Source organism: Streptomyces sp. NPDC002619, from assembly GCF_042889305.1.
Taxonomy (GTDB): domain Bacteria; phylum Actinomycetota; class Actinomycetes; order Streptomycetales; family Streptomycetaceae; genus Streptomyces.
Window position 1 is genome coordinate 73683 of record NZ_JBIAQV010000009.1, and the last position, 24056, is coordinate 97738.

At 71.4% G+C, this 24056-nt stretch carries 23 protein-coding genes; 13 read left to right on the forward strand and 10 right to left on the reverse strand.

Going from position 1 to position 24056, the window contains the following annotated elements:
- Positions 1 to 47 precede the first annotated feature (47 nt).
- The 6 genes from xylB (at position 48) to ACFYXB_RS17215 (ending at position 4520) form a co-directional block, all read left to right on the forward strand.
- Entirely contained in the window at positions 48 to 1535 is a 1488-nt protein-coding gene (gene xylB / locus ACFYXB_RS17190; protein WP_389582790.1) for a xylulokinase, read from the forward strand.
- Complete coding sequence (locus ACFYXB_RS17195; protein ID WP_389582793.1) at positions 1532 to 2218, forward strand: hypothetical protein; 687 nt, start codon at positions 1532 to 1534, stop codon at positions 2216 to 2218. Before xylB ends, ACFYXB_RS17195 begins: the two co-directional genes overlap by 4 nt.
- Before the next feature lie 166 nt (positions 2219 to 2384).
- Complete coding sequence (locus tag ACFYXB_RS17200; RefSeq protein ID WP_389582796.1) at positions 2385 to 2627, forward strand: hypothetical protein; 243 nt, start codon at positions 2385 to 2387, stop codon at positions 2625 to 2627.
- Positions 2599 to 3123: a DUF6879 family protein gene (locus tag ACFYXB_RS17205; protein ID WP_389582798.1), complete on the forward strand. Its 525-nt coding sequence runs from the start codon at positions 2599 to 2601 to the stop codon at positions 3121 to 3123. Before ACFYXB_RS17200 ends, ACFYXB_RS17205 begins: the two co-directional genes overlap by 29 nt.
- A 13-nt stretch (positions 3124 to 3136) precedes the next feature.
- Complete coding sequence (locus ACFYXB_RS17210) at positions 3137 to 3991, forward strand: helix-turn-helix domain-containing protein (RefSeq protein WP_389582800.1); 855 nt, start codon at positions 3137 to 3139, stop codon at positions 3989 to 3991.
- A gap of 310 nt (positions 3992 to 4301) precedes the next feature.
- On the forward strand, positions 4302 to 4520 hold the full coding sequence (locus tag ACFYXB_RS17215) for a hypothetical protein (protein WP_389582803.1): 219 nt from the start codon (positions 4302 to 4304) through the stop codon (positions 4518 to 4520).
- Positions 4521 to 4698: 178 nt separating this feature from the next.
- Here the strand turns inward: ACFYXB_RS17215 and ACFYXB_RS17220 are convergent, their stop codons facing one another.
- On the reverse strand, positions 4699 to 5322 hold the full coding sequence (locus ACFYXB_RS17220) for a TetR/AcrR family transcriptional regulator (protein ID WP_389582805.1): 624 nt from the start codon (positions 5320 to 5322) through the stop codon (positions 4699 to 4701).
- 176 nt (positions 5323 to 5498) lie between these two features.
- Here ACFYXB_RS17220 and ACFYXB_RS17225 point away from each other — a divergent pair, with 176 nt between their 5' ends.
- Genes ACFYXB_RS17225 through ACFYXB_RS17235 form a run of 3 tightly spaced genes read left to right on the forward strand, consistent with a single transcriptional unit; the run spans position 5499 to position 9105 of the window.
- Positions 5499 to 5792, forward strand: a complete 294-nt coding sequence (locus tag ACFYXB_RS17225) for an SHOCT domain-containing protein (RefSeq protein ID WP_351358718.1) — start codon at positions 5499 to 5501, stop codon at positions 5790 to 5792.
- Complete coding sequence (locus ACFYXB_RS17230) at positions 5789 to 6547, forward strand: ABC transporter ATP-binding protein (RefSeq protein ID WP_389582808.1); 759 nt, start codon at positions 5789 to 5791, stop codon at positions 6545 to 6547. The genes ACFYXB_RS17225 and ACFYXB_RS17230 overlap by 4 nt, the downstream gene beginning before the upstream one ends.
- Positions 6544 to 9105 carry an ABC transporter permease gene (locus tag ACFYXB_RS17235; protein WP_389582811.1) on the forward strand — a complete coding sequence of 854 codons (2562 nt, stop codon included), beginning with the start codon at positions 6544 to 6546 and terminating at the stop codon, positions 9103 to 9105. Before ACFYXB_RS17230 ends, ACFYXB_RS17235 begins: the two co-directional genes overlap by 4 nt.
- 34 nt (positions 9106 to 9139) lie before the next feature.
- Here ACFYXB_RS17235 and ACFYXB_RS17240 read toward each other — a convergent pair whose 3' ends face one another.
- Positions 9140 to 9709 carry an ATP-binding protein gene (locus ACFYXB_RS17240; protein WP_389582814.1) on the reverse strand — a complete coding sequence of 190 codons (570 nt, stop codon included), beginning with the start codon at positions 9707 to 9709 and terminating at the stop codon, positions 9140 to 9142.
- Positions 9710 to 9892: 183 nt separating this feature from the next.
- Complete coding sequence (locus ACFYXB_RS17245) at positions 9893 to 10216, reverse strand: hypothetical protein (protein WP_351358730.1); 324 nt, start codon at positions 10214 to 10216, stop codon at positions 9893 to 9895.
- Between the two features lie 359 nt (positions 10217 to 10575).
- Between ACFYXB_RS17245 and ACFYXB_RS17250 the strand changes: the two genes are divergently transcribed.
- Positions 10576 to 11700, forward strand: coding sequence for a PLP-dependent cysteine synthase family protein (locus ACFYXB_RS17250; RefSeq protein WP_389582817.1), 1125 nt, complete (start codon positions 10576 to 10578; stop codon positions 11698 to 11700).
- Between the two features lie 8 nt (positions 11701 to 11708).
- Here the strand turns inward: ACFYXB_RS17250 and ACFYXB_RS17255 are convergent, their stop codons facing one another.
- Both ACFYXB_RS17255 and ACFYXB_RS17260 read right to left on the reverse strand, forming a co-directional pair.
- A complete protein-coding gene (locus ACFYXB_RS17255; protein WP_389582819.1) occupies positions 11709 to 12182 on the reverse strand; it encodes an SRPBCC family protein in 474 nt (157 codons plus the stop codon).
- Positions 12183 to 12243: 61 nt separating this feature from the next.
- Positions 12244 to 13062 (reverse strand): DeoR/GlpR family DNA-binding transcription regulator, encoded by an 819-nt coding sequence (locus ACFYXB_RS17260; protein WP_351358740.1) that lies wholly within the window; start codon positions 13060 to 13062, stop codon positions 12244 to 12246.
- 292 nt (positions 13063 to 13354) lie between these two features.
- Here ACFYXB_RS17260 and ACFYXB_RS17265 point away from each other — a divergent pair, with 292 nt between their 5' ends.
- Positions 13355 to 15688: a hypothetical protein gene (locus tag ACFYXB_RS17265; protein ID WP_389582822.1), complete on the forward strand. Its 2334-nt coding sequence runs from the start codon at positions 13355 to 13357 to the stop codon at positions 15686 to 15688.
- 15 nt (positions 15689 to 15703) lie between these two features.
- On the opposite strand, the gene ACFYXB_RS17270 is transcribed toward ACFYXB_RS17265, so the two are convergent.
- The 4 genes from ACFYXB_RS17270 to ACFYXB_RS17285 form a co-directional block, all read right to left on the reverse strand.
- Complete coding sequence (locus ACFYXB_RS17270) at positions 15704 to 18142, reverse strand: right-handed parallel beta-helix repeat-containing protein (protein ID WP_389582825.1); 2439 nt, start codon at positions 18140 to 18142, stop codon at positions 15704 to 15706.
- Positions 18143 to 18250: 108 nt separating this feature from the next.
- A complete protein-coding gene (locus ACFYXB_RS17275; RefSeq protein WP_389582827.1) occupies positions 18251 to 18856 on the reverse strand; it encodes a hypothetical protein in 606 nt (201 codons plus the stop codon).
- A gap of 214 nt (positions 18857 to 19070) precedes the next feature.
- Entirely contained in the window at positions 19071 to 19895 is an 825-nt protein-coding gene (locus ACFYXB_RS17280; protein WP_389582830.1) for an MOSC domain-containing protein, read from the reverse strand.
- 42 nt (positions 19896 to 19937) lie between these two features.
- The gene (locus ACFYXB_RS17285; RefSeq protein WP_389582832.1) at positions 19938 to 20381 is read right to left on the reverse strand and encodes a DUF6643 family protein; all 444 of its coding nucleotides are present in this window, start codon (positions 20379 to 20381) and stop codon (positions 19938 to 19940) included.
- Positions 20382 to 20683: 302 nt separating this feature from the next.
- Between ACFYXB_RS17285 and ACFYXB_RS17290 the strand changes: the two genes are divergently transcribed.
- Positions 20684 to 21982 carry a TerD family protein gene (locus ACFYXB_RS17290; RefSeq protein ID WP_389582835.1) on the forward strand — a complete coding sequence of 433 codons (1299 nt, stop codon included), beginning with the start codon at positions 20684 to 20686 and terminating at the stop codon, positions 21980 to 21982.
- A gap of 7 nt (positions 21983 to 21989) precedes the next feature.
- On the opposite strand, the gene ACFYXB_RS17295 is transcribed toward ACFYXB_RS17290, so the two are convergent.
- Positions 21990 to 23207 carry a glycosyltransferase gene (locus ACFYXB_RS17295; RefSeq protein ID WP_389582838.1) on the reverse strand — a complete coding sequence of 406 codons (1218 nt, stop codon included), beginning with the start codon at positions 23205 to 23207 and terminating at the stop codon, positions 21990 to 21992.
- A 16-nt stretch (positions 23208 to 23223) separates the two neighbouring features.
- Here ACFYXB_RS17295 and ACFYXB_RS17300 point away from each other — a divergent pair, with 16 nt between their 5' ends.
- Entirely contained in the window at positions 23224 to 24009 is a 786-nt protein-coding gene (locus ACFYXB_RS17300) for a glutamate racemase (RefSeq protein WP_389582841.1), read from the forward strand.
- The last annotated feature ends 47 nt before the right edge of the window (positions 24010 to 24056 follow it).

The following is a 24056-nucleotide window of genomic DNA, read 5'->3' on the forward strand; positions in this document are numbered from 1 at the left end:
CCCGTACTCGAGGGGACCGCGATCGCACTTCGCCTAGGAGAACCACCATGCCCGTCGTCGCTGGAGTTGACTCCTCGACCCAGTCCTGCAAGGTCGAGATCCGCGACCTGCACGACGGCTCGCTGCTCGGCTCGGGAAGCGCACCACACCCACCCGCGTTCCCACCCAGAAGCGAACAGGACCCCGCCGCCTGGTGGACAGCGCTCAAAGCCGCGCTCGCGGCCGCCAGGAACGACGCGGGTGTGTCCACGGGAGACATCGTCGCGATCGCGGTCGACGGCCAGTGCCACGGCCTGGTCGCCCTGGACGCCGCTGATCAGGTCGTACGGCCGGCGAAGCTGTGGAACGACACTACCTCCGCACCACAGCTCGAACGGCTGAAGCGGCTGATCGGAGCGCCGGAATGGATCCGCGCCGTCGGATCCCTGCCGACCGCCGCCTTCACCCTCAGTAAGATCGCCTGGCTCGCCGAGAACGAACCGGCCAACTATCGGGAACTGCACCGCGTCCTGCTGCCGCACGACTGGCTGACCTGGAAACTCTCGGGCCAATACGCCACCGATCGCTCCGAGGCATCGGGGACCGGCTACTACAGCGCCGCGCAATCCCGATACCTCCCCGAACTTCTGGCCCATATCGATGCCGACCGGGACTGGGCGGACGCCATGCCCGAGGTCATGGACGCCTCGACGGCCGTCGGAACGGTCGCAGATACAGCCCGTGCGGAACTCGGCCTGCCGGCCGGCACCCTGGTGGGCCCCGGCGGCGGAGACCAGCACGCGGCCGCCCTCGGCCTCGGGATCGCCCCCGGCGACGTGGTGTACACGTTCGGCACCTCGGGCGTCGTCTTCACCACCAGCGAGACCCCCGTGTTCGATCTCAACGGCATCGTCGACGGCGTCGCCGACATGACCGACGGCTACCTCCCCCTCGTCTCGACACTGAACGCCGCACGCGTCACCGACACCTTCGCCCGCATCCTCGGTGTCGACCACCAAGGCCTCGCCGAACTGGCACTCGCCGCCACCGGCACCGCAGGACCGGTCCTCGTCGCCTACCTCGACGGCGAACGCAAGCCCAACCGCCCCGGCGCCCAGGGCATCCTCGCCGGACTGACCTCCGCGACGAGCCGCGAGGACATCGCACGGGCCGCCTTCGAAGGCGTCATCCTCGGCCTTGTCTCCGGCGAGCGACACCTCAACGCCGCCGGGGTCGCCACCGGCGGACGCCTCATCGCTACTGGCGGCGGTGCGCGCTCCGCCGCCTACACCCAACTCCTGGCCGATCTCACGAGCCGTGAGGTACTCGTCGCCGACGCCCCGGAGGCGTCGGCGCGCGGCGCCTGCGTGCAGGCGGCGGCCATCGCGTCGGGCCGGGCGGTACGCGACGTCCTGCGCGAGTGGGCGCCGGCGACCCGGCCGGTTGCCATTCCCCGCCCCGGCTCGCGAAGCGCGCGGGAAGCGGCCTACACGGTGCTGGCAGGTTGGGACGCGTTCGACGCCGACAGCGTCGGGCCCGCAGGGACGACAGCGTGACGCCGCAGGACCGGGAGCTGAACCCGGAGATCCTCGCCGAGATCGCCCGCCACCCCGGGGCAACCCTCGCCGGCAGCATCTACGCTGTCGCCGAGGCGGACCGGCTTGCCGCCGCCCAGCGGCTGGAACGCGCCGGCCTGTGGATTCACGCCGACGTCATCATGGACGACCGTACGCATCGAGGCGTCGACCTCTCCCTGGTGCACACGCTCGCCGAGCGCCGGATCGGGCCGCTCGACATCCATGTCATCGCACCTGAACTCGACGGCCTGATCGACGAGATCTGTGCCCAGAAGGTCGACCGCGTCACCTTCCCGTTCGAGTCCTGCTCGGACTACGCGGCCGTGGCCGACACCGCCGAACGGATCCGCGCCTCGGGTGCCGCCGCCTGGCTCGCGGTCGCACCAGCAACGGAACTCGCCGCAGTCCGGCCGTGCTTCGAGATGCTCGACGGACTCCTGATCATGCTGATCGAACCCGGCAGCACCGGCGCCGCTGACCCGGCGCTGGCGGCCAAGGCCGGACAGACCCGCCCCGCACTTCCGGCCGGCGTCGACGGCGGTATCAACGCCGTCAACCTCGGCGCATGTCTCCAAGCCGGCGCGGACTACGTCGTCTCCGGCCGCGCGCTGCTCTCCGCCGCCAACCTGGCCGTCCCCATGGCTGGCGACCCCACATCGTAACTGAGCGTTTGGTCCGTTGATTTGTGTTTGGTTGCGGGTTAGCAGTCGGGTCGCCCGGGGGTGAGAATCCCCCCGGCGACCCGACTACTAGGCCCTCTTGACGTCCGCACCCGTCGGCGTGATGTTCGTAGAACATTGCGGAACTCACGTGACAAGGGAGATCGTCATGGCTCTACGATCGTTCGGGAAGGACCCCGAGACGAACGGCGACCACTGCCCCACGGTGTGGCTCGACGAGGAGAAGCAAGAGTTCGTGTTCCAGGGCTGGAAGGCGGACGAGGCTCTTCAGGCGCAGTGCCTGGCGACGGGGACCATTCCCGACACAGAGGCGGTCATACGGCTGCCTGCCCGCATGGTCCAGCAGATCAGGGAGGCGTGCGATGCCGCAGAAGGTACCGCCGTTCACTGAGCTGCTCGCCGGCTGCCATCGCTCCGCGGTTCATCTGGAGACGCACGACGTCTACGGGGTCGCCGAGGAAGACGAGGACTTCACCGCCTGGCGCCAAGGGCGGACGTACAACCTCGACGACCGCGCGTCGTGGTGGAACAGCTTCCACGACGCCGTATCCGACGCCGTGGCCCGGGGCGTCGTCATGCGTCGTGCCCGTGTCATCTCGGAGCCCGCAAGCGAGTACATCCGCTACGAGCACGCCTGCACACCGCAGAACATCGCGGCCGGCGAAGACGTCCGATGGCTTCCGCGCCGCCTGGCGTCGGATCTCCTGCTTCCTGGCAACGACCTTTGGATCTTCGATGACCGGTTGATCCGCTTCAGTCTCTTCGCAGGTGACGGACGGTTCGTCGAGGACGTCTTGGAGGACGCCCCCGACGTCGTGAAGCGCCACGCGGAGGCGTTCGAGGCGGTATGGTCCCGGGCCATCCCGCACGACGACTACAGGATCTGAGCGCCGCACACCGATGCAACGACCTCCCTACCCGTCCGCAGCCCTCGACGAGGCCCGTCGAGCCATCGCGGAGAGGCTCCGAGAGATCCGACGAGACGCCGGATTGACGGGTAGGGAGGTCGCTGCGCGCGCAGGGTGGCAGCCGTCGAAGGTGTCGCGCCTCCAGAGCGCCACGACGCCTCCATCCGACGAGGACATCCGGGCATGGTGTGCCGCGTGCGGGGCGGAAGACAAGATCCCGGATCTCCTCGCGGCCAACCGTACGGCCGACTCGATGTACGTTGAGTGGCGCCGTGTGCAACGAACTGGCCTGCGACGGCTCCAGGAATCCCGCATCCCGCTGTACGAGCGCACGCGGACGTTCCGCGTCTACAGCTCCAGCGTGATCCCAGGCTTCGTCCAGACCTACGAGTACGCCGCCGCACTCCTGGCGAACATCGCCCGCGTCCACGGGACGCCGGAGGACGTCGACGAAGCGGCAGCCGTCCGCGTCGACCGGTCGCACATCATCCGCGAGGGCGACCACAGGTTCGTGCTGCTCCTGGAGGAGTCCGTGCTCCGTCACGTCGTGGGCGACCCTGCCGTCATGGCGGGCCAACTGGGCTATCTCCTCTCCGTCATGGCGCTGCCGGCCGTGTCCGTCGGCATCATCCCCGCGGGACGTGAGCGGGCCATGTGGACGCTGGAGACGTTCACGATGTTCGACGATGACCGCGTGGCCGTCGAGTTGCTGACGGCCGCAATCACAGTCACGGCCCCTGGCGAACTTGCGATGTATGCCCGCACCTTCGAGGAAATGGCGGAGTTGGCAGTCTTCGGCGCTGCCGCTCGGGGGCTCATCTCGTCGGCAATTGACTCCCTCGACTGAAGCCGCGTAGAACCTCATAGAACATCGTGGAATTCTCATCTCGTGCACGCCTACGGTCGACGTACAGAGCCCGTGGCGGAGGTGCAGGAATGGGACTCAAGACAACGCCGAGAAAGCCGGTCAACCTGTCGGATCCACTCAGGAGGGAGCCGCCTACGCCGGCCCCGGGATGCGACGTCTGTAACGCATTGGCCAAACAGTGGCGACAGTCAATGGAAGCAGGCTCCCCGGCATACGACCCGTCGCACGCAACAGACTTGGCCGTCGAGATCAACCGGCACCCTCACGACTGGAAGAAGGGGCGGAAGCAGTGACGACTAATCCGTTCCCCATCGTGGAGACGTGGGACCAACTGAAGGCGCTCCCGGAGGGCTCATTCGTCGAGTGCGTGTCGTGCATCGAGCACCTCTACGTGGGCGAAGACGTCGACCCACAGGCATGGGCCGCGGAACACGCCAAGACGTCCCTGGGGCACGACCGGTTCCGCACCGTCTCCATGACGAACTTCCGCGTCGTACCAGCCCCCTAGACCCGCGGACCGGGTGCGTGTGCGTCTGGCTCGCGGTGGGGCAACGGGACCGTGAGGTAGGCAACCCCGGTCCTGTTCGCTCCTGACAGTCCCCTCCACTCGCGCCGATGTGGTGGGGGCTTTGGTGTTTGTGCAGGTCAGAGGCCCTGATAGGCCCTATGCAGGGGTGTCCACGCGGCTAGGGGCAGCTCGTACTGCATGGCGTCCAGCCTTCCTGTACAGCGGGGTCGACCTCCTGAGAGAGCAGCGCGAGCAGGCCCCGCACGCCCGCGTCGAAGACCGCCGGGGACCCCGAGGCGCGGGCCAAGACGTAACCGCCCTGCACGGTCGCGAGGACGGTCGCGGCGATCTCGTCGGAGTCCAGCGAGGACGCGAACTGCTCCTGCTCCTTGCCCTCTTCGACGATTCCGGCGAGCCGTGTCCGGATCCAGTCGAGCGTCTCCTCGACCGGTGCCCGCAGCGCGTCGTCGGCGATCACCTCCGGGTCCATCGTCAGTCGCCCGATCGGGCACCCGCGCAACACGTCACGCTCGCGCAGCAGATACGCCTCGATGCGCTCGTACGGCGTACCGGGCCCGCCGAGTACTCCCTCCGCGGTAGCCCGCAGCTCCTGGGCCGACCGCCGGATCGCCGCCAGCGCCAGGTCCGGCTTCCCCTTGAAGTGGTGGTACATGCTGCCCTGGCCGGCCCCCGCGCGCTCCAGGATGGCCTTGGGACTCGTGCCCACGTACCCGCGCTCCCACAGCAGCTCGCGGGTGGACTCGATCAGTCGGTCCGAGGTGCTCATGCGCCAACTGTACATACCAGTAGGTACAGATTCCATCGTTCGGCGGACACCCCCGGGAGGACCCGCGGGGCACCCGCGTACTCCCCGGGAGGTACGCCCACTGCCGCTGGCCGTACGACGACGCGGACCCCCTCACCAGCCAGTCTCGAACCATCACCACAACACGCTGCGGCACAGGGAGATGACCCGAGATGCACACCCTGGCGAACTGGGACGGCGGCCCCGGCCCATGGATCCTGTTCTTCCCGCTGATCTGGGCGGCCGTCGTGTTCGGCGCCGTCACCCTCCTGCGCCGCACGGTCTGGCGCGGTCGCGTCGGCGGCCCGTGGCGGCCGGTCGACACGGCACGTCCGTCGGGCGACTCACCGATCGCGATCCTCGGCCGGCGCTTCGCCACAGGGGAGATCGACGAGGACGAGTACTGGCGCCGGCTCTCCGTCCTGGACGAGCAGTTCGGCCGGACCGGCAAGGGCGGTGCGGCATGACCACGGCCACCGAGGCGACCTCCGTACGCACCGCCGCACGCGTCGTCGGCGCCGTCAAGGTGTACGGCACCGGCGACACCGCCGTACGCGCCCTGGACGGCGTGGACGTGGACTTCCCCGCCGGACACTTCACCGCGATCATGGGGCCCTCGGGCTCCGGCAAGTCCACCCTGATGCACTGCGCGGCCGGCCTCGACACGCTCACCTCGGGCGCCGCCTACATCGGCGACACCGAACTGGGCTCCCTCGACGACCGGCGCCTCACCCTGCTGCGCCGCGACCGTATCGGCTTCGTCTTCCAGGCGTTCAACCTGGTCCCGACGCTGAACGTCGCGGAGAACATCACCCTGCCGCTGGACCTGGCCGGCGGCGGGGGAGACCCGGAGTGGATCGACGCGCTCGTCGACGTCGTCGGGCTGCGCGACCGGCTGCACCACCGCCCGTCCGAACTCTCCGGCGGCCAGCAGCAACGCGTCGCCGTGGCGCGGGCGTTCGCCGGCCGCCCGGACGTCGTCTTCGCCGACGAACCGACCGGCAACCTCGACTCCCGCTCCGGCCAGGAGGTCCTCGGCCTCCTCGGCCGTGCCGTACGGCAGATGGACCGCACGGTCGTCATGGTCACCCACGACCCGGTCGCCGCCGCCCATGCCGACGAGGTCGTCTTCCTCGCCGACGGCCGACTGGTGGACCGTATGGAGTCCCCGACGGCGGAGCTGGTCCTGGACCGTTTGAAGGCCTTCGAGGTGCGGTCATGAACGCCTCCCTGCGCCTGAGTCTCTCCTCGCTGCGCGCCCACAAGCGCCGCTTCGCCGGGACGTTCTTCGCGGTGTTCCTCGGCGTCGCGTTCCTCACCGGGACCCTGGTCATGGGCGACACGCTGCGCGCGAGCTTCGGCTCGATGTTCGGCGAGGCGACCAGCGGCACGGACGCCGTCGTGCGCAGCGCCGACGCCATCACCACGCCCGGCGAGGCGCAGGGCGTGCGCCGGCCGGTCGACACGGACCTGGTGCGGGCGATCGAGCGGGTCCCCGGCGTCGCGGCCGCCGTCCCCAGCATCCAGGGCGCGGGCCAACTCGTCGGCGCCGACGGCCAACCCGTCGGCGGCCAGGGCCCGCCCACCCTCGCCGGCAACTGGATCGCCGACCCGGAGCTCAACCCCTACCGGCTCGCCGAGGGCCGCGCCCCTGTGAAGTCCGGCGAGGTCGTCGTCAACCGCGGCGCCGCGAAGAGGGGCGGCCTGAAGCTCGGTGACACGACGACCCTGCGCACGCCCGACCCCGTCAAGGTGACCGTCGTCGGCCTCGCGACCTTCGGTGGCGCGGACGGGATGGCCCAGGTGACCTTCACCGGCATGACACAGGCCGACGCCGAGAAGTACCTCACCGCCCGGCCGGGCGAGGCCGCGAGCATCCAGGTGCGGGCGGATCCCGGGGTGAGCCAGCGCGCACTCGTCGACCGGCTGACTCCCGTCCTGCCCAGGGGAGATGAAGCCATCACGGGTCAGGAGTCGGCGCAGGAGAACACTGACATGATCTCCAGCCAGTTCCTGACGATCTTCACGACGTTCCTGCTCGTGTTCTCCGGTGTCGCCCTGCTGGTGGCGACCTTCTCCATCCACAACACCTTCGCCATCGTGGTGGCCCAACGCACCCGCGAGAACGCGCTGTTGCGCGCTCTCGGCGCCTCCCGCCGTCAGGTGACCGCGTCGACCCTCGTCGAGGCGAGCGTTGTCGCCGTCACCGCGTCAATCGCCGGACTTGCCGGCGGCATCGGGATCGCGGCCGGGCTCCAGGCCCTGTTCCCGGCCATCGGATTCCCCTTCCCCGAAGGCGACTTGGTCATCAAGACCCTGTCGCTGGTCCTGCCGCTCGCGGTCGGCTTCGTGGTCTGCCTGGGCTCCGCGCTGCTGCCCGCCGTACGGGCCGGACGCACCGCCCCGCTGGCCGCGCTGCGCGAGACGGCCGTCGACGCCTCGGGCGCCTCCCGCCTCCGTGCGGTGACCGGAACGGGCCTCGCCGTCGTCGCCGTCACGGTGGCGCTCGTCGGGGTCCTGGTCTCACCGTCCGTATGGCTGGCGGGACTCGGTGCACTGCTGGCGCTGGTCGCCTTCGTGGTCCTCGGCCCCGTCGCGTCCACCACGGCCGTACGCCTCCTCGGCAGCCCCCTCGACCGGCTGCGCGGTGTGACGGGCTCCCTCGCCCGGCGCAACGCCCTGCGCAGCCCGAAGCGGACGGCCGCCACCGCGAGCGCCCTGATGATCGGCGTGGCCGTGGTCTCCCTCTTCACGGTGTTCGGCGCCTCGCTGAAGGCCACCATGGACCAGACCGTGTCACGGTCCTTCGCGGGCGACGTCGCGATCAGCACCCCCTCGTTCGGCGCGGGCGGCAGCGGACTCAGCCCCCGGCTGGCCCCCGCCGTGCAGCGGCTGCCCGAGGTTCAGACCGCCGTCGGACTCGGCCGCGGGGTCGCCGAGGTCGACGGCAAGGGACGGGCGCTGACCGTCACCGACCCGGCCGCGCTGGCCCGCACCTTCGACCTCGGCACGGTCAGCGGCTCCCTGCGCGACCTCGGCACCGACGGCATCGCCGTCACCCGGACGGAGGCCGACCGTCAGGGCCTCGCGCCCGGCGACACCGCCCGGCTCACCTTCACCGACGGCAAGAAGCAGAACTTCACCGTCCGCGCCGTCTACGGCCAGTCCGAACTCGCCGGCGACTACGTCATCACCCGCGCCGCCTGGACGCCGCACCGCACCCAGGACTCCGACACCCTGGTCGCCGTCTCCTTCAAGGACGGCGTGAGCACGGACGCGGGCAAGGCGGCGGTGCAGAAGGTGGCCGACCAGTACGGCAATCCGCAGGTGCAGACCCGTGACGAGTACGCGCAGTCCTCGGCCGGCGGCATCGACATGATGCTCACGCTCGTCTACGCGCTGCTCGCCCTCGCGGTGCTCATCGCCCTGCTCGGCATCGCCAACACACTGACGCTGGCCGTACACGAACGCACCAGGGAACTCGGCCTGTTGCGGGCGGTCGGCCAGACCCGGCCCCAACTGCGGGCCATGGTCCGCTGGGAGTCGGTCCTGGTCGCGACCTTCGGCACGGTCGGCGGGCTCGCCCTCGGCGCCTTTCTCGGCTGGGTCCTGGTGAATGCCTCGGACGGCGCCAGTGACAGCGCGTTCGCCTTCGCGATCCCGCCGCTGCGGCTCGTGGTGGTCGCGCTGGTCGGGCTCGCGGCCGGTGCCCTCGCGGGCCTGCGCCCGGCCCGGCGGGCGGCCCGCCTGGACGTCCTGCGGGCCATTGCCGCCGAGTGACGTGAGCAGAAGGGGGACGGGGGTCACCGCCCGGTCAGCCGGCAACGGCCGACCGGGCGGGAGCGTGTTCCACGGCCGGGGCACAGGCCACCGGTTCGGCCTCCGTGAACCGGGGTGCGGGCTGCTCCACGGCCGCTGCGTGCGCGGGCGGCGCGGTCTGTTCCACGGCGACTGCGCGCGGGGGCCGGGCGGGCTGCGGCTTCGCCTGCGCGGGGGCGGGCAGAATGAACCACACGACCTTGCCCTGATCGCCGTCCGGCCGTGCACCCCAGCTCTCGCTCACCGCGGCCACCATCGCCAGGCCGCGCCCGGTGGTGTCCAGCGCTTCCGCCTCCTCCAGCACGGGCAGGCGCGGATCGTGGTCGTGCACCGAGACCGTGAGCCGGTCGGTCAGCAGCTCCATCTCGACGGTGCACGACTTGTCGGGCTGGGCGTGCCGGTGGACATTGGTCAGCAACTCCGTCACACCGAGCGCGGCGCGGTCAATCAACGGCTCCAGATGCCAGTAGCGCAACTGCGCAGATACGATTCTGCGGACCTGGCCGATCCGCGACGGCAGAGCTTGGAGCTCCACCGTGCAGTGTCTGCTTGGGTGACTGATCACGGCTGCGACTCCCCGACGTGAGGTCCGGAAGAACACGGAGTACGGATCCAGCAGGATGCCCTCGTCCGGGCGGCCGCCTGCTGTCGTGCCCGGCGGGCTGGTTCGCAGCGTTATCGCCGGTAAACCCAGAGTGACGTGAGACCAGAGTGACGCAGGACACATCGCCCCGCAACTCGCCGTGATTCAGCCGCCGCGCCGCGCCGCCCTGCGCACCGCCTCGATGAACCGGCGTGCCGCGGGCGGACCCGGCTCGCCCGGAGCGGGATCGTGGTCGCCCAGCGTCAGCAGATACCGGTTGCCGTTGAGGTCGGCCAGGGCCCGGTCGTCCGGGGCGAACCAGGGCTTCGACGCGCGCACCGCCTGGACCGGCGCGCTGTCGATCTCACTGCCGTAGCTGGTCAGCAACTCCAGCCTGCCGTCGCTGATCCGGACCTGTCCGGCTCGGGTGAGCGAACGCAGCCGCTTCCCGATCCGCACGCCCGTGGCCGTGAACTCGGGCTCCGCCATCCTTCCCCGCCCCCTTGTGCACGTCGGCCGCCGGAACGGGACCTCACGTGGGCCGTGCTCCGGTGCCGTCCGGCTGGTGTCGTGATCCAGTGTGCGTCCGCGTTCGGGATGTTCGTCCCGCCCGGTGCAGTGTGCCCGTAGTGCGCGTGGAGCACCAGTACGCACGGTACGTCTCCCGGACGCGCCCGGGAGCGCGCGCCGCAATGCGCCCCCTGACCCGTCGTGACCTGGCTCCCCAGGGGTGTCTTTGGTTGGCTCAAAGGTGTGTTTATGCAGGTGGGAAGGCGTACGGAAGGTGCTTATGATCGAGGCGTCGACCGCGCGGAGCGACGTCGGCGCCAAGCGTAAGGAGCACCGCCGTGAGCACCACCCCACAGATCCGGACGGGCGCCACCCTCGACGTCGACCACAGCGACGCCGCCTACCGGAGCTGGCTGAAAGAGGCCGTCCGCAAGGTCCAGGCCGACGCCAACCGCTCGGCCGACACCCACCTGCTGCGCTTCCCGCTGCCCGAGCGGTGGGGCATCGACCTGTACTTGAAGGACGAGTCCACGCACCCGACCGGCAGCCTCAAACACCGGCTCGCCCGCTCCCTCTTCCTCTACGGCCTCTGCAACGGCTGGATCCGTCCCGGCCGCCCGGTGATCGAGGCATCCAGCGGTTCGACGGCCGTCTCCGAGGCGTACTTCGCCAAGCTCATCGGCGTCCCGTTCATCGCCGTCATGCCGCGCACGACGAGTGCCGAGAAGTGCCGGCTGATCGAATTCCACGGCGGGCAGTGCCATTTCGTGGACGACTCTCGGAGGATGTACGAGGAGTCGGCCCGCCTCGCGGCGGAGACCGGCGGCCACTACATGGACCAGTTCACCTACGCCGAACGGGCCACGGACTGGCGTGGCAACAACAACATCGCCGAATCGATCTTCCGCCAGCTGGAGTTGGAGCGGTTCCCGGAGCCCGCTTGGATCGTCGCCACGGCGGGCACCGGCGGCACTTCCGCGACCCTCGCGCGCTACGTCCACTACATGCAGTACGACACCCGCATCTGCGTCGCCGACCCCGAGAACTCGTGCTTCTTCGAGGGCTGGACCACCGGCGATCCGGACGTCACCTGCGACTGCGGCTCCCGCATCGAGGGCATCGGCCGCCCGCGCATGGAACCGAGCTTCGTGCCCGGCGCGATCGACCGGATGATGAAGGTCCCGGACGCGGCCAGCGTCGCCGCCGTACGGGCCCTGGAGCGGGCCATCGGCCGCAAGGCGGGCGGCTCGACGGGCACCGGCCTGTGGAGCGCCCTCAAGATCGTCTCCGAGATGGCCGCGGAGGGCCGCACAGGCAGCGTGGTCACCCTCCTCTGCGACCCAGGGGACCGCTACCTCGACAAGTACTATTCGGACACCTGGCTCGAGGAACATGGCCTGGACATCACGCCGTACACGAGGGCGATCAACTCCCTCTTGGAGACGGGCACCTGGCCCGACTGACCGCCGGCTCAGCTCACCTTTCCCGCCAGACGCCGGTCCAACGCCGCGATCGCGCCGCGGACCGAGCCGCCGACGCCCGCGCGGGCCAGGCGGACCGCCGCGAGGAAGGGGCCCGTTCCGTCGAGGGCGAACGTCATCTGCACCCGGGTGCCCGTGCCGGCCGGGGTGAGCCGCCACTCCTCGATCCAGGCGCGGGGGCCCGGCAGGTTCGTCACGTCGATGCGGTAGGCGTACCCGTCGGGTGCCTTCGCGACGATGACCGTCTCCTCGAAGCGGGCGCCGCCCCTGAGTCTGATCTCGCGCCGTCCGTCGCTCTCCCGGGCGGACGTCAGCGCCGAGAACCACTTCGGCCAGTCGGAAGTGCCCTCGGCGAGCGCGCGGTACACGGCGTCCGGAGCGGCGCCGATCTCACGCGCGAACACGAGGCGTACGGGTGCCGTCTCGACGAAGTCGATCCCCACTGGACGCAGACGCTGAGCCATGGACGCGAACCCTCTCGTGAGACCCCGGGCGGTTGACCCGGGCACCCTAGCCAGCGTTCCGTCAGATGTCTGCACCCTCGCCCGCCACCACCAGCCGGAGGTGCTCGGAGATCTCCTCCCGTGCCTCCTCCGGCATCCCCGCGTCGGTGACCAGCGTGTCGATCTGCTCCAGCGTCGCGAACGAACTCAGGCCCACTGTCCCCCACTTGGTGTGGTCGGCCACCACCACGACCCGCCGCGCCGACTGCACCAGCCGCCGGTTGGTCTCGGCCTCCGCGAGGTTCGGCGTCGACAGCCCCGCCTCGACCGATATGCCGTGCACGCCGAGGAACAGCAGGTCGAAGTGGAGCACCGCGATCGCCCGGTCGGCCACCGGCCCCACCAGCGAGTCGGACGGCGTGCGCACCCCGCCGGTCAGCACCACCGTCGCCGCGCCCTGCCGCTGCCCCGAGGTGCGCTGCGCCGCGTGGAAGACGTCCGCGACCCGCACCGAGTTGGTGACCACCGTCAGATCCGGCACCTCCAGGAGCTGGTGCGCCAGCGCGAAGGTCGTCGTACCACCCGACAGGGCGATCGCCGTCCCCGGCGTCACCAACTGGGCGGCGGCCCGCGCGATGTCTTCCTTGGCGCTCAGCTCCAGCCCCGACTTGGCCTCGAAGCCCGGTTCGTGCGTGCTCGCCTCGACCACCGGCACCGCACCGCCGTGCACCTTCTCCAGGACCCCCTGGCGGGCCAGCGCGTCCAGATCACGGCGCACGGTCATGTCCGACACACCGAGCTTGCGCGTCAGTTCGTTGACCCGGACACCGCCACGGCGCCGGACCTCGTCCACGATCAGGGCGCGGCGCTGCTCCGCGAGGAGGTTCTGATTCTCACTCACGTACGCTCCGGTCCTTTCGCCTCACAGCCGTCCGACACGCCCGTCGCACCGGCTCCGACCAGGACATTCCGCCCGTCTCCGGTGCGCGGGCGTCCCATCTTCGCACGGGTTGGTCCCGGTTGCGCCACCACCCGTACCGACGCGCACATGTCATTCGGACAACACCCGTCCCACTGTTTGTCACACGGAACGGGGAGATTCGGTGACGAGAGGTGTACGCCCCGCCCCGAGCGGAGATCCTGATGCGCGCACGAACAAGTCACGCAGAGCGTCACGGGGGAAGTGCAAAACAGTGGAACGAGCGCAGGAACCGGCTGCCGACAGCGGGACCGGGAGCCGTACCGCCCCGCCCCAGCAGGGGGAGACCGACCTGGAACTTCTGGTCCACGGAGTCGGCGGCACCACACCCGAGGAGATGCTCGACGATCCGCGCGCCGTGCGGATCTCCGGCGACGACACTGCCGCCGTCTACCGGCGCTCCGAGGACGTCGACGCGGAGGACAGGCCGCAGGACTACCGGGGCCGGCCGGTCCCCGAGGCGTACGTCTGGTGCAACCTCACCTCCGGCAACGCCGCACGCGCCCTGTGGCTGTTGCTGCTGCCCTTCATGGTGGTCAACCTGGCGCACTGGATGCGCCCCTCGGCACGCGACCAGAGCCGCGCGGTGCGCCTGTACGGCCTCCTCGTGCGGCTCGCCGGACTCACCCTGACGGTGCTGCTCGTCGCGGCGGCCTGCGAGGTCGCGCTGGACCTCGCGGCCTGGCAGTGCGCCGGCGTCGAAGCCTGCGCCCGGCGGCACTCCTGGCTCGGCTTCCTCTCGCCCGCCGTGTCCGACGACGGTTGGTGGAGCATGCCCGGACGCCGGCTCGCCCTGGCCGCGCTGGTGCCGGCCGCGCTCACCGGACTGCTCTGGTACCTCTCCCACCGCACGTGGAGCGCGTACGAGTCCCAGCCGCCGATGACCGACGGGTCCGAGCCGGACGACGACACCGTCCGCACCTCGCTGGGCCGGCCCGGCTTCTGGTACGGGCGCCGCCTGGTGGCCCGGCTGCGTGCCGCCCACACCGCGGCGGGCCTGCTCACGGTCGCGGCGGCGGTCGTGACACCGGCCGCGCACTTCGACCGGCGGCCGGGCGGGTCGGCCGTACTCGACGTCCTGGGCTGGCTGGTGGCCGGGGCGCTGCTCGCCGCGGCGGCCTTCGTGGTGTGGGTGGTGTGCCGCCGGGGCCGCACCGAGAACCGTCTCGACGAGCAGCTCGACGAGCAACTCCTACGGCAACTGCCGCTCGCCTCCCTCGTTCTGCTCCTGCTCACCCTCGTGTACGCCGGTTGGTCGCGGCCCGGCTGGCACTCGGCCGGCCGGCTGCCGGGGGACACCGCCTTCGGCACCCTCGCGCTGGCCCAGGGCGCGCTGGTCGTCGCGCTCGGTGTGGTCGCCCACCTCCTGCACGGCACCCACCGCGACCCGCGCGCGGCGATGCACGGTTTCGGCGGCCCGTCCGTCGCCCTGCTCGCCTGCGCGCTGGGCGGCGTGATGTCGGGCGGCGTCGCCCAGCGCGTCGCCGACTGGCTGGACGGCACCCGTGCCTCCATCGACGGACCGCCCGTGCTGCTGACCTGGCAGGCCTCCGTGATCCCGCCCCTCCTCGTGGCGGTGCTGGCCCTGATCGGCTGGCTGTCCTGGCGCACCTGGCAGCTCAGCCGAGCCGAGCGGACCACGGTGGAACGCGACCACCCGAAGGAGCCCGAGGACCCGGCACGCACCCGTCGTATCGCACGCACTCGGGCGATGGCCGCCCTCACCGACCGAGCTCCGCTCCTCGTCGCCGTCGTCTCCGCAGCCACGCTGCTCCTGGGCGCCGGAGCGCTGGTCGGCGGCCTGACCAGCGGCAGGACCCCCGACGACGCGGCCAAGGACACGTACCCCGTCGTACACGGCGCCGCCCAGACCGCCCAGGCGCTCGGTTCCTGGCTGGTGGGCCTCGGCTTCATCCTGTTCGTCACCTGGGGCCGGCGCGCCTACAAGGACGCCTCCGCGCGGCGCACCATCGGCATCCTCTGGGACGTCGGCACCTTCTGGCCGCGCGCCGCCCACCCCTTCGCCCCGCCCTGCTACGCAGAACGCGCGGTGCCCGACCTGACCTGGCGTATGGCCACCTGGACGCGGCGCACCGGCGGCCGTCTGGTGATCTCCGGGCACTCCCAGGGCAGCGTGCTCGCCGCGGCGGCGGCCTGGCAGCTGAAACCCTCCGTGCGGGGGCGGGTCGCCCTGCTCACCTACGGCTCGCCGCTGGAGCGCCTGTACGGCCGCTGGTTCCCGGCCCACTTCGGACCCGTCGCGCTCAGCTCCCTGCACCGCGAGGTCGCGTGCTGGCGCAATCTGTACCGCCTGACCGACCCGATCGGCGGCCCGGTCCGCCTCCCCGGCGACTGCGGCCCGGAAGTGGACCACGAGCCCCTCAAGGATCCCCTCGCCTACGGCCGCACCGCCCGGCATCCGCTGCCCGCACCGATCCTGGGCCACTCCGACTACCAGGCGGACCCGGTCTTCGCCCGGGAACGCGAGCACCTGCTGGAGCGACTGCGCCCGGAGGTGCCGGGGCAGCGGCCGGAACCGGCGTCCTAGACCCGGGCAGTCGGGTCAGGGCAGGTCCGGCAGGTCCTCCGGGAACAGCAGGGTCAGATCGTCCGTGGTCGGCTCGGTGACCTGGGCGACCCGGCCGGCGTGCCGCTCCACCATCGCCTCGAAGGTCTGCCGGGCGGTGCGGCCGTTGCCGAAGGCGGGGCCCTTGGGGATCGCCGTGAAGTACTTCAGCAGCGCCTCGGACGCGCCCGGCGCCAGCCGGTACTCGTGCTCGTCGGCCTGCTGTTCCACGATCCGCAGCAGTTCGTCCGGGGCGTAGTCGCCGAAGGTGATGGTCCGTGAGAAGCGGGACGCCACACCCGGGTTGATGGACAGGAAGCGCTCCATCTCGGCCGTGTAGCCCGCGACGATCACCACCACCGCGTCCCGCTGGTCCTCCATCAGCTTCACCAGCGTGTCGATGGCCTCCTTGCCGAAGTCGCGCCCGGCGTCCTCCGGCGAGAGCGCATACGCTTCGTCGATGAACAGCACACCGCCACGCGCCCGTTCGAAGGCCTCCTGGGTGCGGATCGCGGTGGAGCCGATGTGCTCGCCGACCAGGTCGACCCGGGAGACCTCGACGAGATGCCCCTTCTCAAGGACCCCGAGGGAGGCGAGGATCTCGCCGTAGAGCCGGGCGACCGTCGTCTTGCCGGTGCCGGGCGAGCCCGTGAAGACCAGATGCCGCTTGACCGACGCCGCCTTCAGACCCGCCTGCTGACGGCGCCGGCCCACCTCGATCATGTCGGTCAGCGCACGGACCTCGCGCTTGACGCTCTCCAGGCCGACCAGCGCGTCGAGTTCACCCAGCACGGCCGTCGAGGTCCGTACGGGCTTCTCCGGCACGGCGGCGGTGACGATCGGTTCCTGCTCGGTGCTGCGCTGCCCGGGGATCGCGCCCAGCAGCCCGCCCGCGGGGGGCGTCGCCTGCACGGCCGTCTCCCGTGCCGCGGCCGGCCGGACACCACCGCTCTCGTCGCTGGTGCAGTCCTCCACGATCGGCCCCGTGCCGGATTCGGAATCCGCGCCGCCGTCCGCGAACTCGTAACCCCCGCGCGCGCACCGCTCCGTACGGCACTTCTTCAGCGTCGTACGGCAGCCGTCGATCACATGGAAGCCGTAGCCGCCGCTGCCCGTCACCCGGCAGTCCAGGAAGCTGCCCCGGCCGCCCGCCGACACATAGAAGCCCGCCTCCGCGGGGGACTGCACGGTGCAGCGCTCGATCGTGGGGTCGGCGCCCTTGGTGACGATCACGCCGGTCTGGGTGCCGTCCACCGTGCAGTTGTTGAGCGTGCCGCCGCTGCCGTGGTCGCGGAACCAGGCACCCGTGGCCGCGTCCCGGATCCGGCAGTCGTCGAGCTGTGCCGTGGCGCCGTCGCTGACCGACACGGCGGTGTTGCGCACCTGGGACAGATCACTGTCGACGACGTCCGCGCGGGAGCCGCGGTCCAGCACGAACAGCGCGTCCGGCACGTCGTGCACCCGGCAGGAGTCGAGCACCGCGGTGGCGCCGTCGCTCACCCACACCGCCGGATAGTCACCGGTGCTGTCGAAGATCTCGCACTGGTTGGCGTCCACCCGGGTCCCCGGGTCCCACACCGACAGGCCGTTGCGCCCGAACTGACGCACCGTCGTCCGGGTCAGCGTGAGCACCGAACGGGACCGCAGATCGACCGCGTTCTCCGGGATGTCGTGGATGCGGCAGTCGGCCAGGGTGACCACGGCGTCCGTGTCGAGCGTGACGCCGTCCGCGGTCGTACGGTGCACATCGCAGTCGGTGAGATGCGCCGTGGCCCGCGCGGTGACCTGGGCGCCGGAGCCCCGCACCTCGTAGACCTCGCAACCCACCGCTTCCAGCGCGGAGTTCTCGCCCGTCACCATCAGACCCGCGCCCGAGGCGTGATGCACCCGGCAGCGGTTCAGACGCGGATGCCCGCCGCCGCGCACGGCGACACCCGACTGGCCAGCCGCCATGACCTCGCAGTCCTCGAACACCCCACCGCCGCCGTCGATTACGGCGATGCCGATGCCGGCAGGGTTGTCCACGGTGCAGCGCCGCACGGTCGGGCGTGCGCCGCCGCGCACCTCTATGCCTGCGGCGGACCGGGTGACGACGCGCAGGTCCGTCAGCTCCGGCGCGCCCTCTTCGACGAGCAGTGCGGGCGCGGCCGCGTCCTGGCCCTCCACATGCAGGTCCTGCACCACCGCGGAGGCACGCACGGTCAGCGGCACCCCGTCCACGGGTGCGATGCGCACCGAGCCGGGCGAGCCCTCGGGGCCGCGCAGGGTCACCGCCCGCTGGACGACGAGGTTCTCCCGGTAGGTACCGGGAGCGACGGTGAGGACGTCGCCGTCGGCCGCGGCCTCCAGAGCGGCGGCCAGCGACGCGTACTCACCCGTGCGGCGCCGCCACCGCGATGTACCGGTGTGCGTCACCTGGACCGTGCCCTGTGCCATGGCGCTGCTGTGCCCCCACCTCGTGGTACGCGGGTCGATGCCGAATGCCCTCGGCCGGTCCACCGTAGCGTGCGCGCGGGCGGTGGGTTGACCAGAGCCGTAAGGCCGTCAGCTGCCGGTGCCTGCCTTGCCCCAGTCCGGGCCCGCCTTGTCCCAGGCCTGGTCCCAACGGGCGTACCGGCGGCGGACCATGCGCCAGACGATCATCCGTCTGGTGCCTTCGACCAGGCCGGCCGTCAGTGCCGCCACGCCGAATCCGGCGAGCACGGCGTGCGTCGTCGCCGTCTCGGAGTCCAGCGGGCGGCTGACCATGCGGCCGTGCGGGTCCGTCCAGAGTCTGAAGTGGTCGCCCTGGTGCGGGGACTTGAGGTTGGTCAGTACCGGGCCGTGCTGCCGGGTGCCGTCCGGAGTGGTCCAGTCGGCGAGGACGCGGCTGCGGGTGTCGTGCGAGGCGGTCGAGTCGGGGTCCGGGTCCAGCACGCCGCCGTCCAGCTTGCGCACCACCGTCGCCGTGACGAGGTGACGGGTGTGCCGCTGTTCGCGCACGGACCGTTGGAAGAAGTCCTGCGCCGCGGAACCGACGAGCGAGCCGATCACGGGCGCGACCACCACGATCAGCAGCAGCGCCACGAGTGCGACCCAGGACTCGGCCAGATCGGTCGTACGGCGCAGGGGGTTGCGCCGCCAGCGCCACAGACCGCCGATTGCTCGCACCGTCCCACACCCCCCTTCCGGATCCGTGATATCCCCGGGCCGTGCCGTTCACGCGGGAGTCGGGCCGAAGAGAGAGCGAAATCACCTCCGCACCTCTGACCGGGTCCTCTCATGAACTCCGCACGACATCCCAACGACCGGGCCCTCACGTCCGGTTCCCCCGCTCACGGAAGTTCCCTCCCCGGCGCACAGGACGCGGTCACGGACCGAAGCGCTACTCGAGGACGCGCACCGGGTCGCCCACCCGGATCGTGCCGGTGGACCGGGGCACCAGGTTCTGGCCGAAGACCAGTTGGCTGCCGAACCTGCGGTGCCGCGCCAGCGTGCGCAGGGGCTCCTTGCCGCGCTCGGCGGTGGCCTGGTCGGTCGTGGTCACGACGCATCGCCCGCACATCTTGGCGACCCGGAACTCGACGTCGCCGATCGAGATGCGGGACCAGTCGTCCTCGGCCCAGGCGTCCGTGCCGGCCACGACCACGTTCGGCCGGAAGCGGTTCATGGGCAGCGGGCCCTCGGCGGCGTGATCGCCCTGGGCCAGCAGCGAGTTCAGGGAGTCCAAGGACGCGGTCGTGGCGACGAGCAGCGGGTAGCCGTCGGCGAAGTTCACCGTCTCGCCGGGCAGCGCGTAGTCCGGATCGACCGGGCGGCGGGTGGCAGGGTCGTCCATGTGGACGAGGCGGACGTCGAGACCGAGATGGTCACCGCACCAGGCGTGCGCCGCATCCGGGGCGGGAACCGCCTCCACCTTGGTGCCGAAGATGTTCACCGTCACTGTGCACGACGGTTCCGGAACCGGCACCGTCACGGGATCCCGCCCGGGTGTGGACAGCCGGATGCCGCCGCCGGGCACGAGCTCGGCGGCGGCCAGCGCGAGGCGTGGCTGTTCACGCTGTGTGACGACCTTTCCCCCGTCGTCGATCAGCACCCAGCGCCGGTCTCCGGCCAGCCCCCAGGGCTCCACCACGGCTTCCCGCGGCGAGACACCACGGAACGCCTTGACCGGATGGACGTGGATCGACTGCAGTACGGCATTCCCCATGACGTCATCGTGCCAGGTGGCACCGACATCAGGGGAGGCCGCTCAGTAGCCGCGGTACTGCTGGTTGTTGTACGGGTCCTGGTAGGGAGCCGGAGCGGGCCGGGGAGCCGCGGGGCGCATCGCCTCGTAGCCGGTGCCCTGAGGCATCGGCCGCTGGGGCTGCTGCATCTGCTGCGGAGCGGCGTAGCCGCGCGGGGCGGCGGCCTGCTGCGGGATGTAGGCGGTGGGCGCCTGCTGCAGCGGAGCGGGCTGCGGGACCTGCGGGTAGCCGTAGGAGGGAGCGTGGTGGGACGGACCCGCCGGGAGGGCAGGCAGTGCCGACGGCAGCGCGGGCAGGTTGCTGACCGGCATGTCGTACGCGGAGGGGACCCGGATCGGGGCGATCTGCGGGGTGCCCCGCTCGGCCACGAGTGAGTCGTAGATCGGAGTGTCCGGGAAGGAGGCGGAGTAGTAGCCGCCGCCATAAGTGGAGCGGGGGGAGGTCATGGCACATAAGTTAAGCCCACGATGTGCTGGTTGGGGAGACCGATAAGAGGGTTGTTTTCCGTGTCGGCAGTGACGCGGGATCCCCAATCCGAGCGAACTCGGCAAAAAGGGGCGGCGGTGCGCGTTCGGATCGTGTAAAGGGCGAGTTCCCGGCGGGTTACCAGGGGTTGGCCAGCGATCTTCCTGCGCCGCCCATGGGAGTTCGGGCGCCCCGGCAATAGGTTGGACGGGTAGGGATGGACGGCAATCGGCGGCCGGTGTGCGGCCTGCCGCGCTGACACGTGATGGGGGCGGACATGTCAATGTCGAAAGGATCGAATACGCCGGTGCCGACGACGGCCCTGCGCGTCGAATTGGGCTGGCGCTCCGGACCGGGCGTCCCGGACGCGGACGCTTCGGCGCTGCTCCTGGTGGCGGGAAAGGTTCGCTCCGACGGCGACTTCGTCTTCTACAACCAGCCGGCGCATCTTTCCGGCGCGGTCCGGCACGAGGGCAAGCGGGACTCCCAGGGGCGCGTGACCGACACCCTTTTCGTCGATCTCGCGCGCGTCGAGAGCGCCGTCGAGCGGGTGGTCCTCGCAGCCTCGGCGGACGGCGGGTCGTTCGGCCAGGTCCCCGGCCTGTACGTCGAGGTCAAGGACGCGGCGCACGGCGGCTCGGTCGCCCGTTTCGACAACCCCGGCGCCACGGTGGAGACGGCGTTCGTCCTCGGCGAGTTCTACCGCCGCCAGGGCGCCTGGAAGTTCCGCGCCGTGGGCCAGGGTTACAGCAGCGGACTGGAGGGCCTGGCCACGGACTTCGGGATCACCGTCGACGAGCCGCAGCACGCGGCCCCGCCGCTCGTCCCGCCGCCCGTCTCACCCCCCGTGACCGTCTCACCGCCGCCGCCGGTCTCACCTCCGGTCACCGTGCCGCCCCCGGTCGGCCCGCCGGTCCCGCTGCCCCCGCCGCAGGCGCCTTCCGCGCAGCCCGTCCGCCTCAGCAAAGTGACGCTCACCAAGGCCGCCCCGTCCGTCTCGCTGGCCAAACAGGGGGGAACGTCCGGAGCCCTGCGTGTGAACCTCAACTGGCAAGTGCGCAAACAGTTCTCCGGCTGGGGTGCCAAACGGGCCGCGACCTACCGGGACCTCGACCTCGACCTGTGCGCCCTCTACGAACTCGCCGACGGCGCCAAAGGCGTCGTACAGGCCCTCGGCAACGCCTTCGGATCGCTGCACCGCCCGCCGTACATCCACCTCGACGGCGACGACCGCACCGGCGCCGTGGCGAGCGGTGAGAACCTCACCGTCAACCTCGACCACCGGCAGGACTTCCGGCGCATCCTCGTCTTCGTGACCATCTACGAAGGCGCAACGTCCTTCGCCGACCTGCACGCCACGGTCACCCTCCAGCCCCAGCACGGCGCCCCCGTCGACTTCTCGCTCGACGAGTGCACGGTCCCCTCGACCGTGTGCGCGCTCGCCCTGATCACCAACACCGGCGGGGACCTTGTCGTCCAGCGGGAGGCGCGCTATCTGGTCCCGGAGCGCGGGGTCAGTCCGCAGCGCACGATAGACCGGGCCTACGGGTGGGGCATGAACTGGACCCCCGGCCGCAAGTAGCGCACGCTCAGCCCTCGTCGGGCACGGCGTCGGGACGGGCGTACGTACGTCCCTTCCAGGCCGCCCCGCGCCCCCGGTAGTGCTGCACCGCCGAGTCGACCGTCATGAGGAGATACAGGAACGCGGTGAACGGCAGCAGGGGAGCGAGCCACAGCGGCTGGTGGTAGTGGCGGAGCATCGGGACGTACGTCGCCGTCATCACGAGCCACGCCAGAGCGCCGGTGACGGCGGCGGCCGGATCTCCCGTGACCGCGCCCGCCACCACCGCCGCGGGCGGCACCAGGTACACCAGCGCCAGCCCGGCGACCGTGCCGAGGAGCAGCACCGGACTGTGCCGCAGCTGCGCGTACGCGCTGCGCGAGACCATCCGCCACAGGTCGTGCAGCCGCGGATACGGACGCACGCTGTCCACCCGCTCGGCCAGCCCCAGCCAGATGTGACCCCCGCCGCCCTTCACGGCCCGGGCGAGCGCCACATCGTCGATGACGGCCTGCCGGATGGCATCGGGAATCCGCGCCCTGTACGCCGTATCGGCGCGCAGCAGCACACAACCGCCCGCCGCCGCCGCCGTCCGCGCCTCCTTACGGCCGATCCACCGGAACGGATACAGCTGGGCGAAGAAATAGACGAAGGCCGGCACCACGAGCCGCTCCCACAGGCTCTCCACCCGCAGCCGGGCCATCTGCGACACCAGGTCGAGGCCCCCGGTGCGCGCCGCGGCCACCAGCTCCCGCAGGCTGTCCGGGGCATGGGCGATGTCCGCATCCGTCAGGAGCAGATACTCGGGCTCACGCGCGCGTGCCAGCGCGATGCCGTGGCGCACCGCCCACAGCTTGCCCGCCCAGCCCGCGGGCGGCTCGCCGGGGGAGTCCACGGTGAGCGGGAGCCCGCCGTGCCGTGCCGCCAGTTCACGGGCGAGCTCCCCGGTGCCGTCCGTGCTGCCGTCGTCGATCAGGAAGACCTCGGCCCGCCCCGGGTAGTCCTGTGCCAGCAGTGACGGCAGGCTCTCCGGCAGGACGGCGGCCTCGTCGCGCGCCGGTACGACGACACAGACGGACGGCCAGTCGACCGGGTCCAGGCGCGGTGGCAGCCGGACGTCCGTGCGCCAGAAGTAGCCCTGGCACAGCAGCAGCCACAGCCAGGCGGCGAGTGATACGGCGGCGGTCCACACGATGGCGCTCACCCGCGCAGTCTGCCCCACCGGGCCGGTGCGCCAAAGGGCCATCGTCTATCGTGGCCGGGTGAAGATCGCGCTCATGGACTCCGGAATCGGTCTGCTGGCGGCCACCGCCGCGGTACGGCGCCTGCGCCCGGACGCGGATCTCGTCCTCTCCCTGGACCCCGACGGCATGCCCTGGGGACCGCGCACTCCCGAGGACCTCACCGGCCGGGCCCTCGCCGTCGCCGAGGCCGCGGCGGCGTACCGGCCCGACGCCCTCATCGTCGGCTGCAACACGGCGACCGTGCACGCCCTGCCCGCCCTGCGCGCCCGCCTGGAGCCCGGCGTCCCCGTGATCGGCACGGTCCCGGCGATCAAGCCGGCCGCGGCCGGCGGCGGTCCCTTCGCCATCTGGGCGACGCCCGCCACCACGGGCAGTCCCTACCAGCGCGGACTCATCGAGCAGTTCGCCGACGGCGTGCCCGTCACCGAGGTGCCCTGCTGGGGGCTCGCCGAGGCTGTGGAACACGCGGACGAGGCGGCCATCGACGCCGCTGTCGCCGCGGCTGCCGAGCTGACCCCCGATGAAGTGACGACCGTCGTCCTCGGCTGTACCCACTACGAGCTGGTGGTGGAACGTATCCGCGCGGCCGTGCAGTGCCCCGACGCCCCGCCGCTGGTCCTGCACGGCTCCGCCGGAGCGGTGGCCGCGCAGGCACTGCGCCGCATCGGCGAGCAGCCCGCCCCCGAGGCCCCGGTCGTGGGCACCCTGACGGTGCTGCTGAGCGGGCGCGAGGGCGAGCTGCCCGTTCCCGCGCTGAATTACGCCGAGGGCAGGCTGCTGCCCGCCGTCAGCCCAGCCCGCTGACCACCCGCCGCCGGACGGACACCCGCGGTGCGGTTCGCGGCCACCGA

Coding starts and splice junctions, on each gene's coding strand:
- xylB (WP_389582790.1), top strand. CDS start 48: ATGCCCGTCGTCGCTGGAGTTGACTCCTCGACCCAGTCCTGCAAGGTC.
- ACFYXB_RS17200 (WP_389582796.1), top strand. CDS start 2,385: ATGGCTCTACGATCGTTCGGGAAGGACCCCGAGACGAACGGCGACCAC.
- ACFYXB_RS17205 (WP_389582798.1), top strand. CDS start 2,599: ATGCCGCAGAAGGTACCGCCGTTCACTGAGCTGCTCGCCGGCTGCCAT.
- ACFYXB_RS17210 (WP_389582800.1), top strand. CDS start 3,137: ATGCAACGACCTCCCTACCCGTCCGCAGCCCTCGACGAGGCCCGTCGA.
- ACFYXB_RS17220 (WP_389582805.1), bottom strand. CDS start 5,322: ATGTACAGTTGGCGCATGAGCACCTCGGACCGACTGATCGAGTCCACC.
- ACFYXB_RS17225 (WP_351358718.1), top strand. CDS start 5,499: ATGCACACCCTGGCGAACTGGGACGGCGGCCCCGGCCCATGGATCCTG.
- ACFYXB_RS17230 (WP_389582808.1), top strand. CDS start 5,789: ATGACCACGGCCACCGAGGCGACCTCCGTACGCACCGCCGCACGCGTC.
- ACFYXB_RS17235 (WP_389582811.1), top strand. CDS start 6,544: ATGAACGCCTCCCTGCGCCTGAGTCTCTCCTCGCTGCGCGCCCACAAG.
- ACFYXB_RS17245 (WP_351358730.1), bottom strand. CDS start 10,216: ATGGCGGAGCCCGAGTTCACGGCCACGGGCGTGCGGATCGGGAAGCGG.
- ACFYXB_RS17255 (WP_389582819.1), bottom strand. CDS start 12,182: ATGGCTCAGCGTCTGCGTCCAGTGGGGATCGACTTCGTCGAGACGGCA.
- ACFYXB_RS17270 (WP_389582825.1), bottom strand. CDS start 18,142: ATGGCACAGGGCACGGTCCAGGTGACGCACACCGGTACATCGCGGTGG.
- ACFYXB_RS17280 (WP_389582830.1), bottom strand. CDS start 19,895: ATGGGGAATGCCGTACTGCAGTCGATCCACGTCCATCCGGTCAAGGCG.
- ACFYXB_RS17285 (WP_389582832.1), bottom strand. CDS start 20,381: ATGACCTCCCCCCGCTCCACTTATGGCGGCGGCTACTACTCCGCCTCC.
- ACFYXB_RS17290 (WP_389582835.1), top strand. CDS start 20,684: ATGTCGAAAGGATCGAATACGCCGGTGCCGACGACGGCCCTGCGCGTC.
- ACFYXB_RS17295 (WP_389582838.1), bottom strand. CDS start 23,207: ATGGCCCTTTGGCGCACCGGCCCGGTGGGGCAGACTGCGCGGGTGAGC.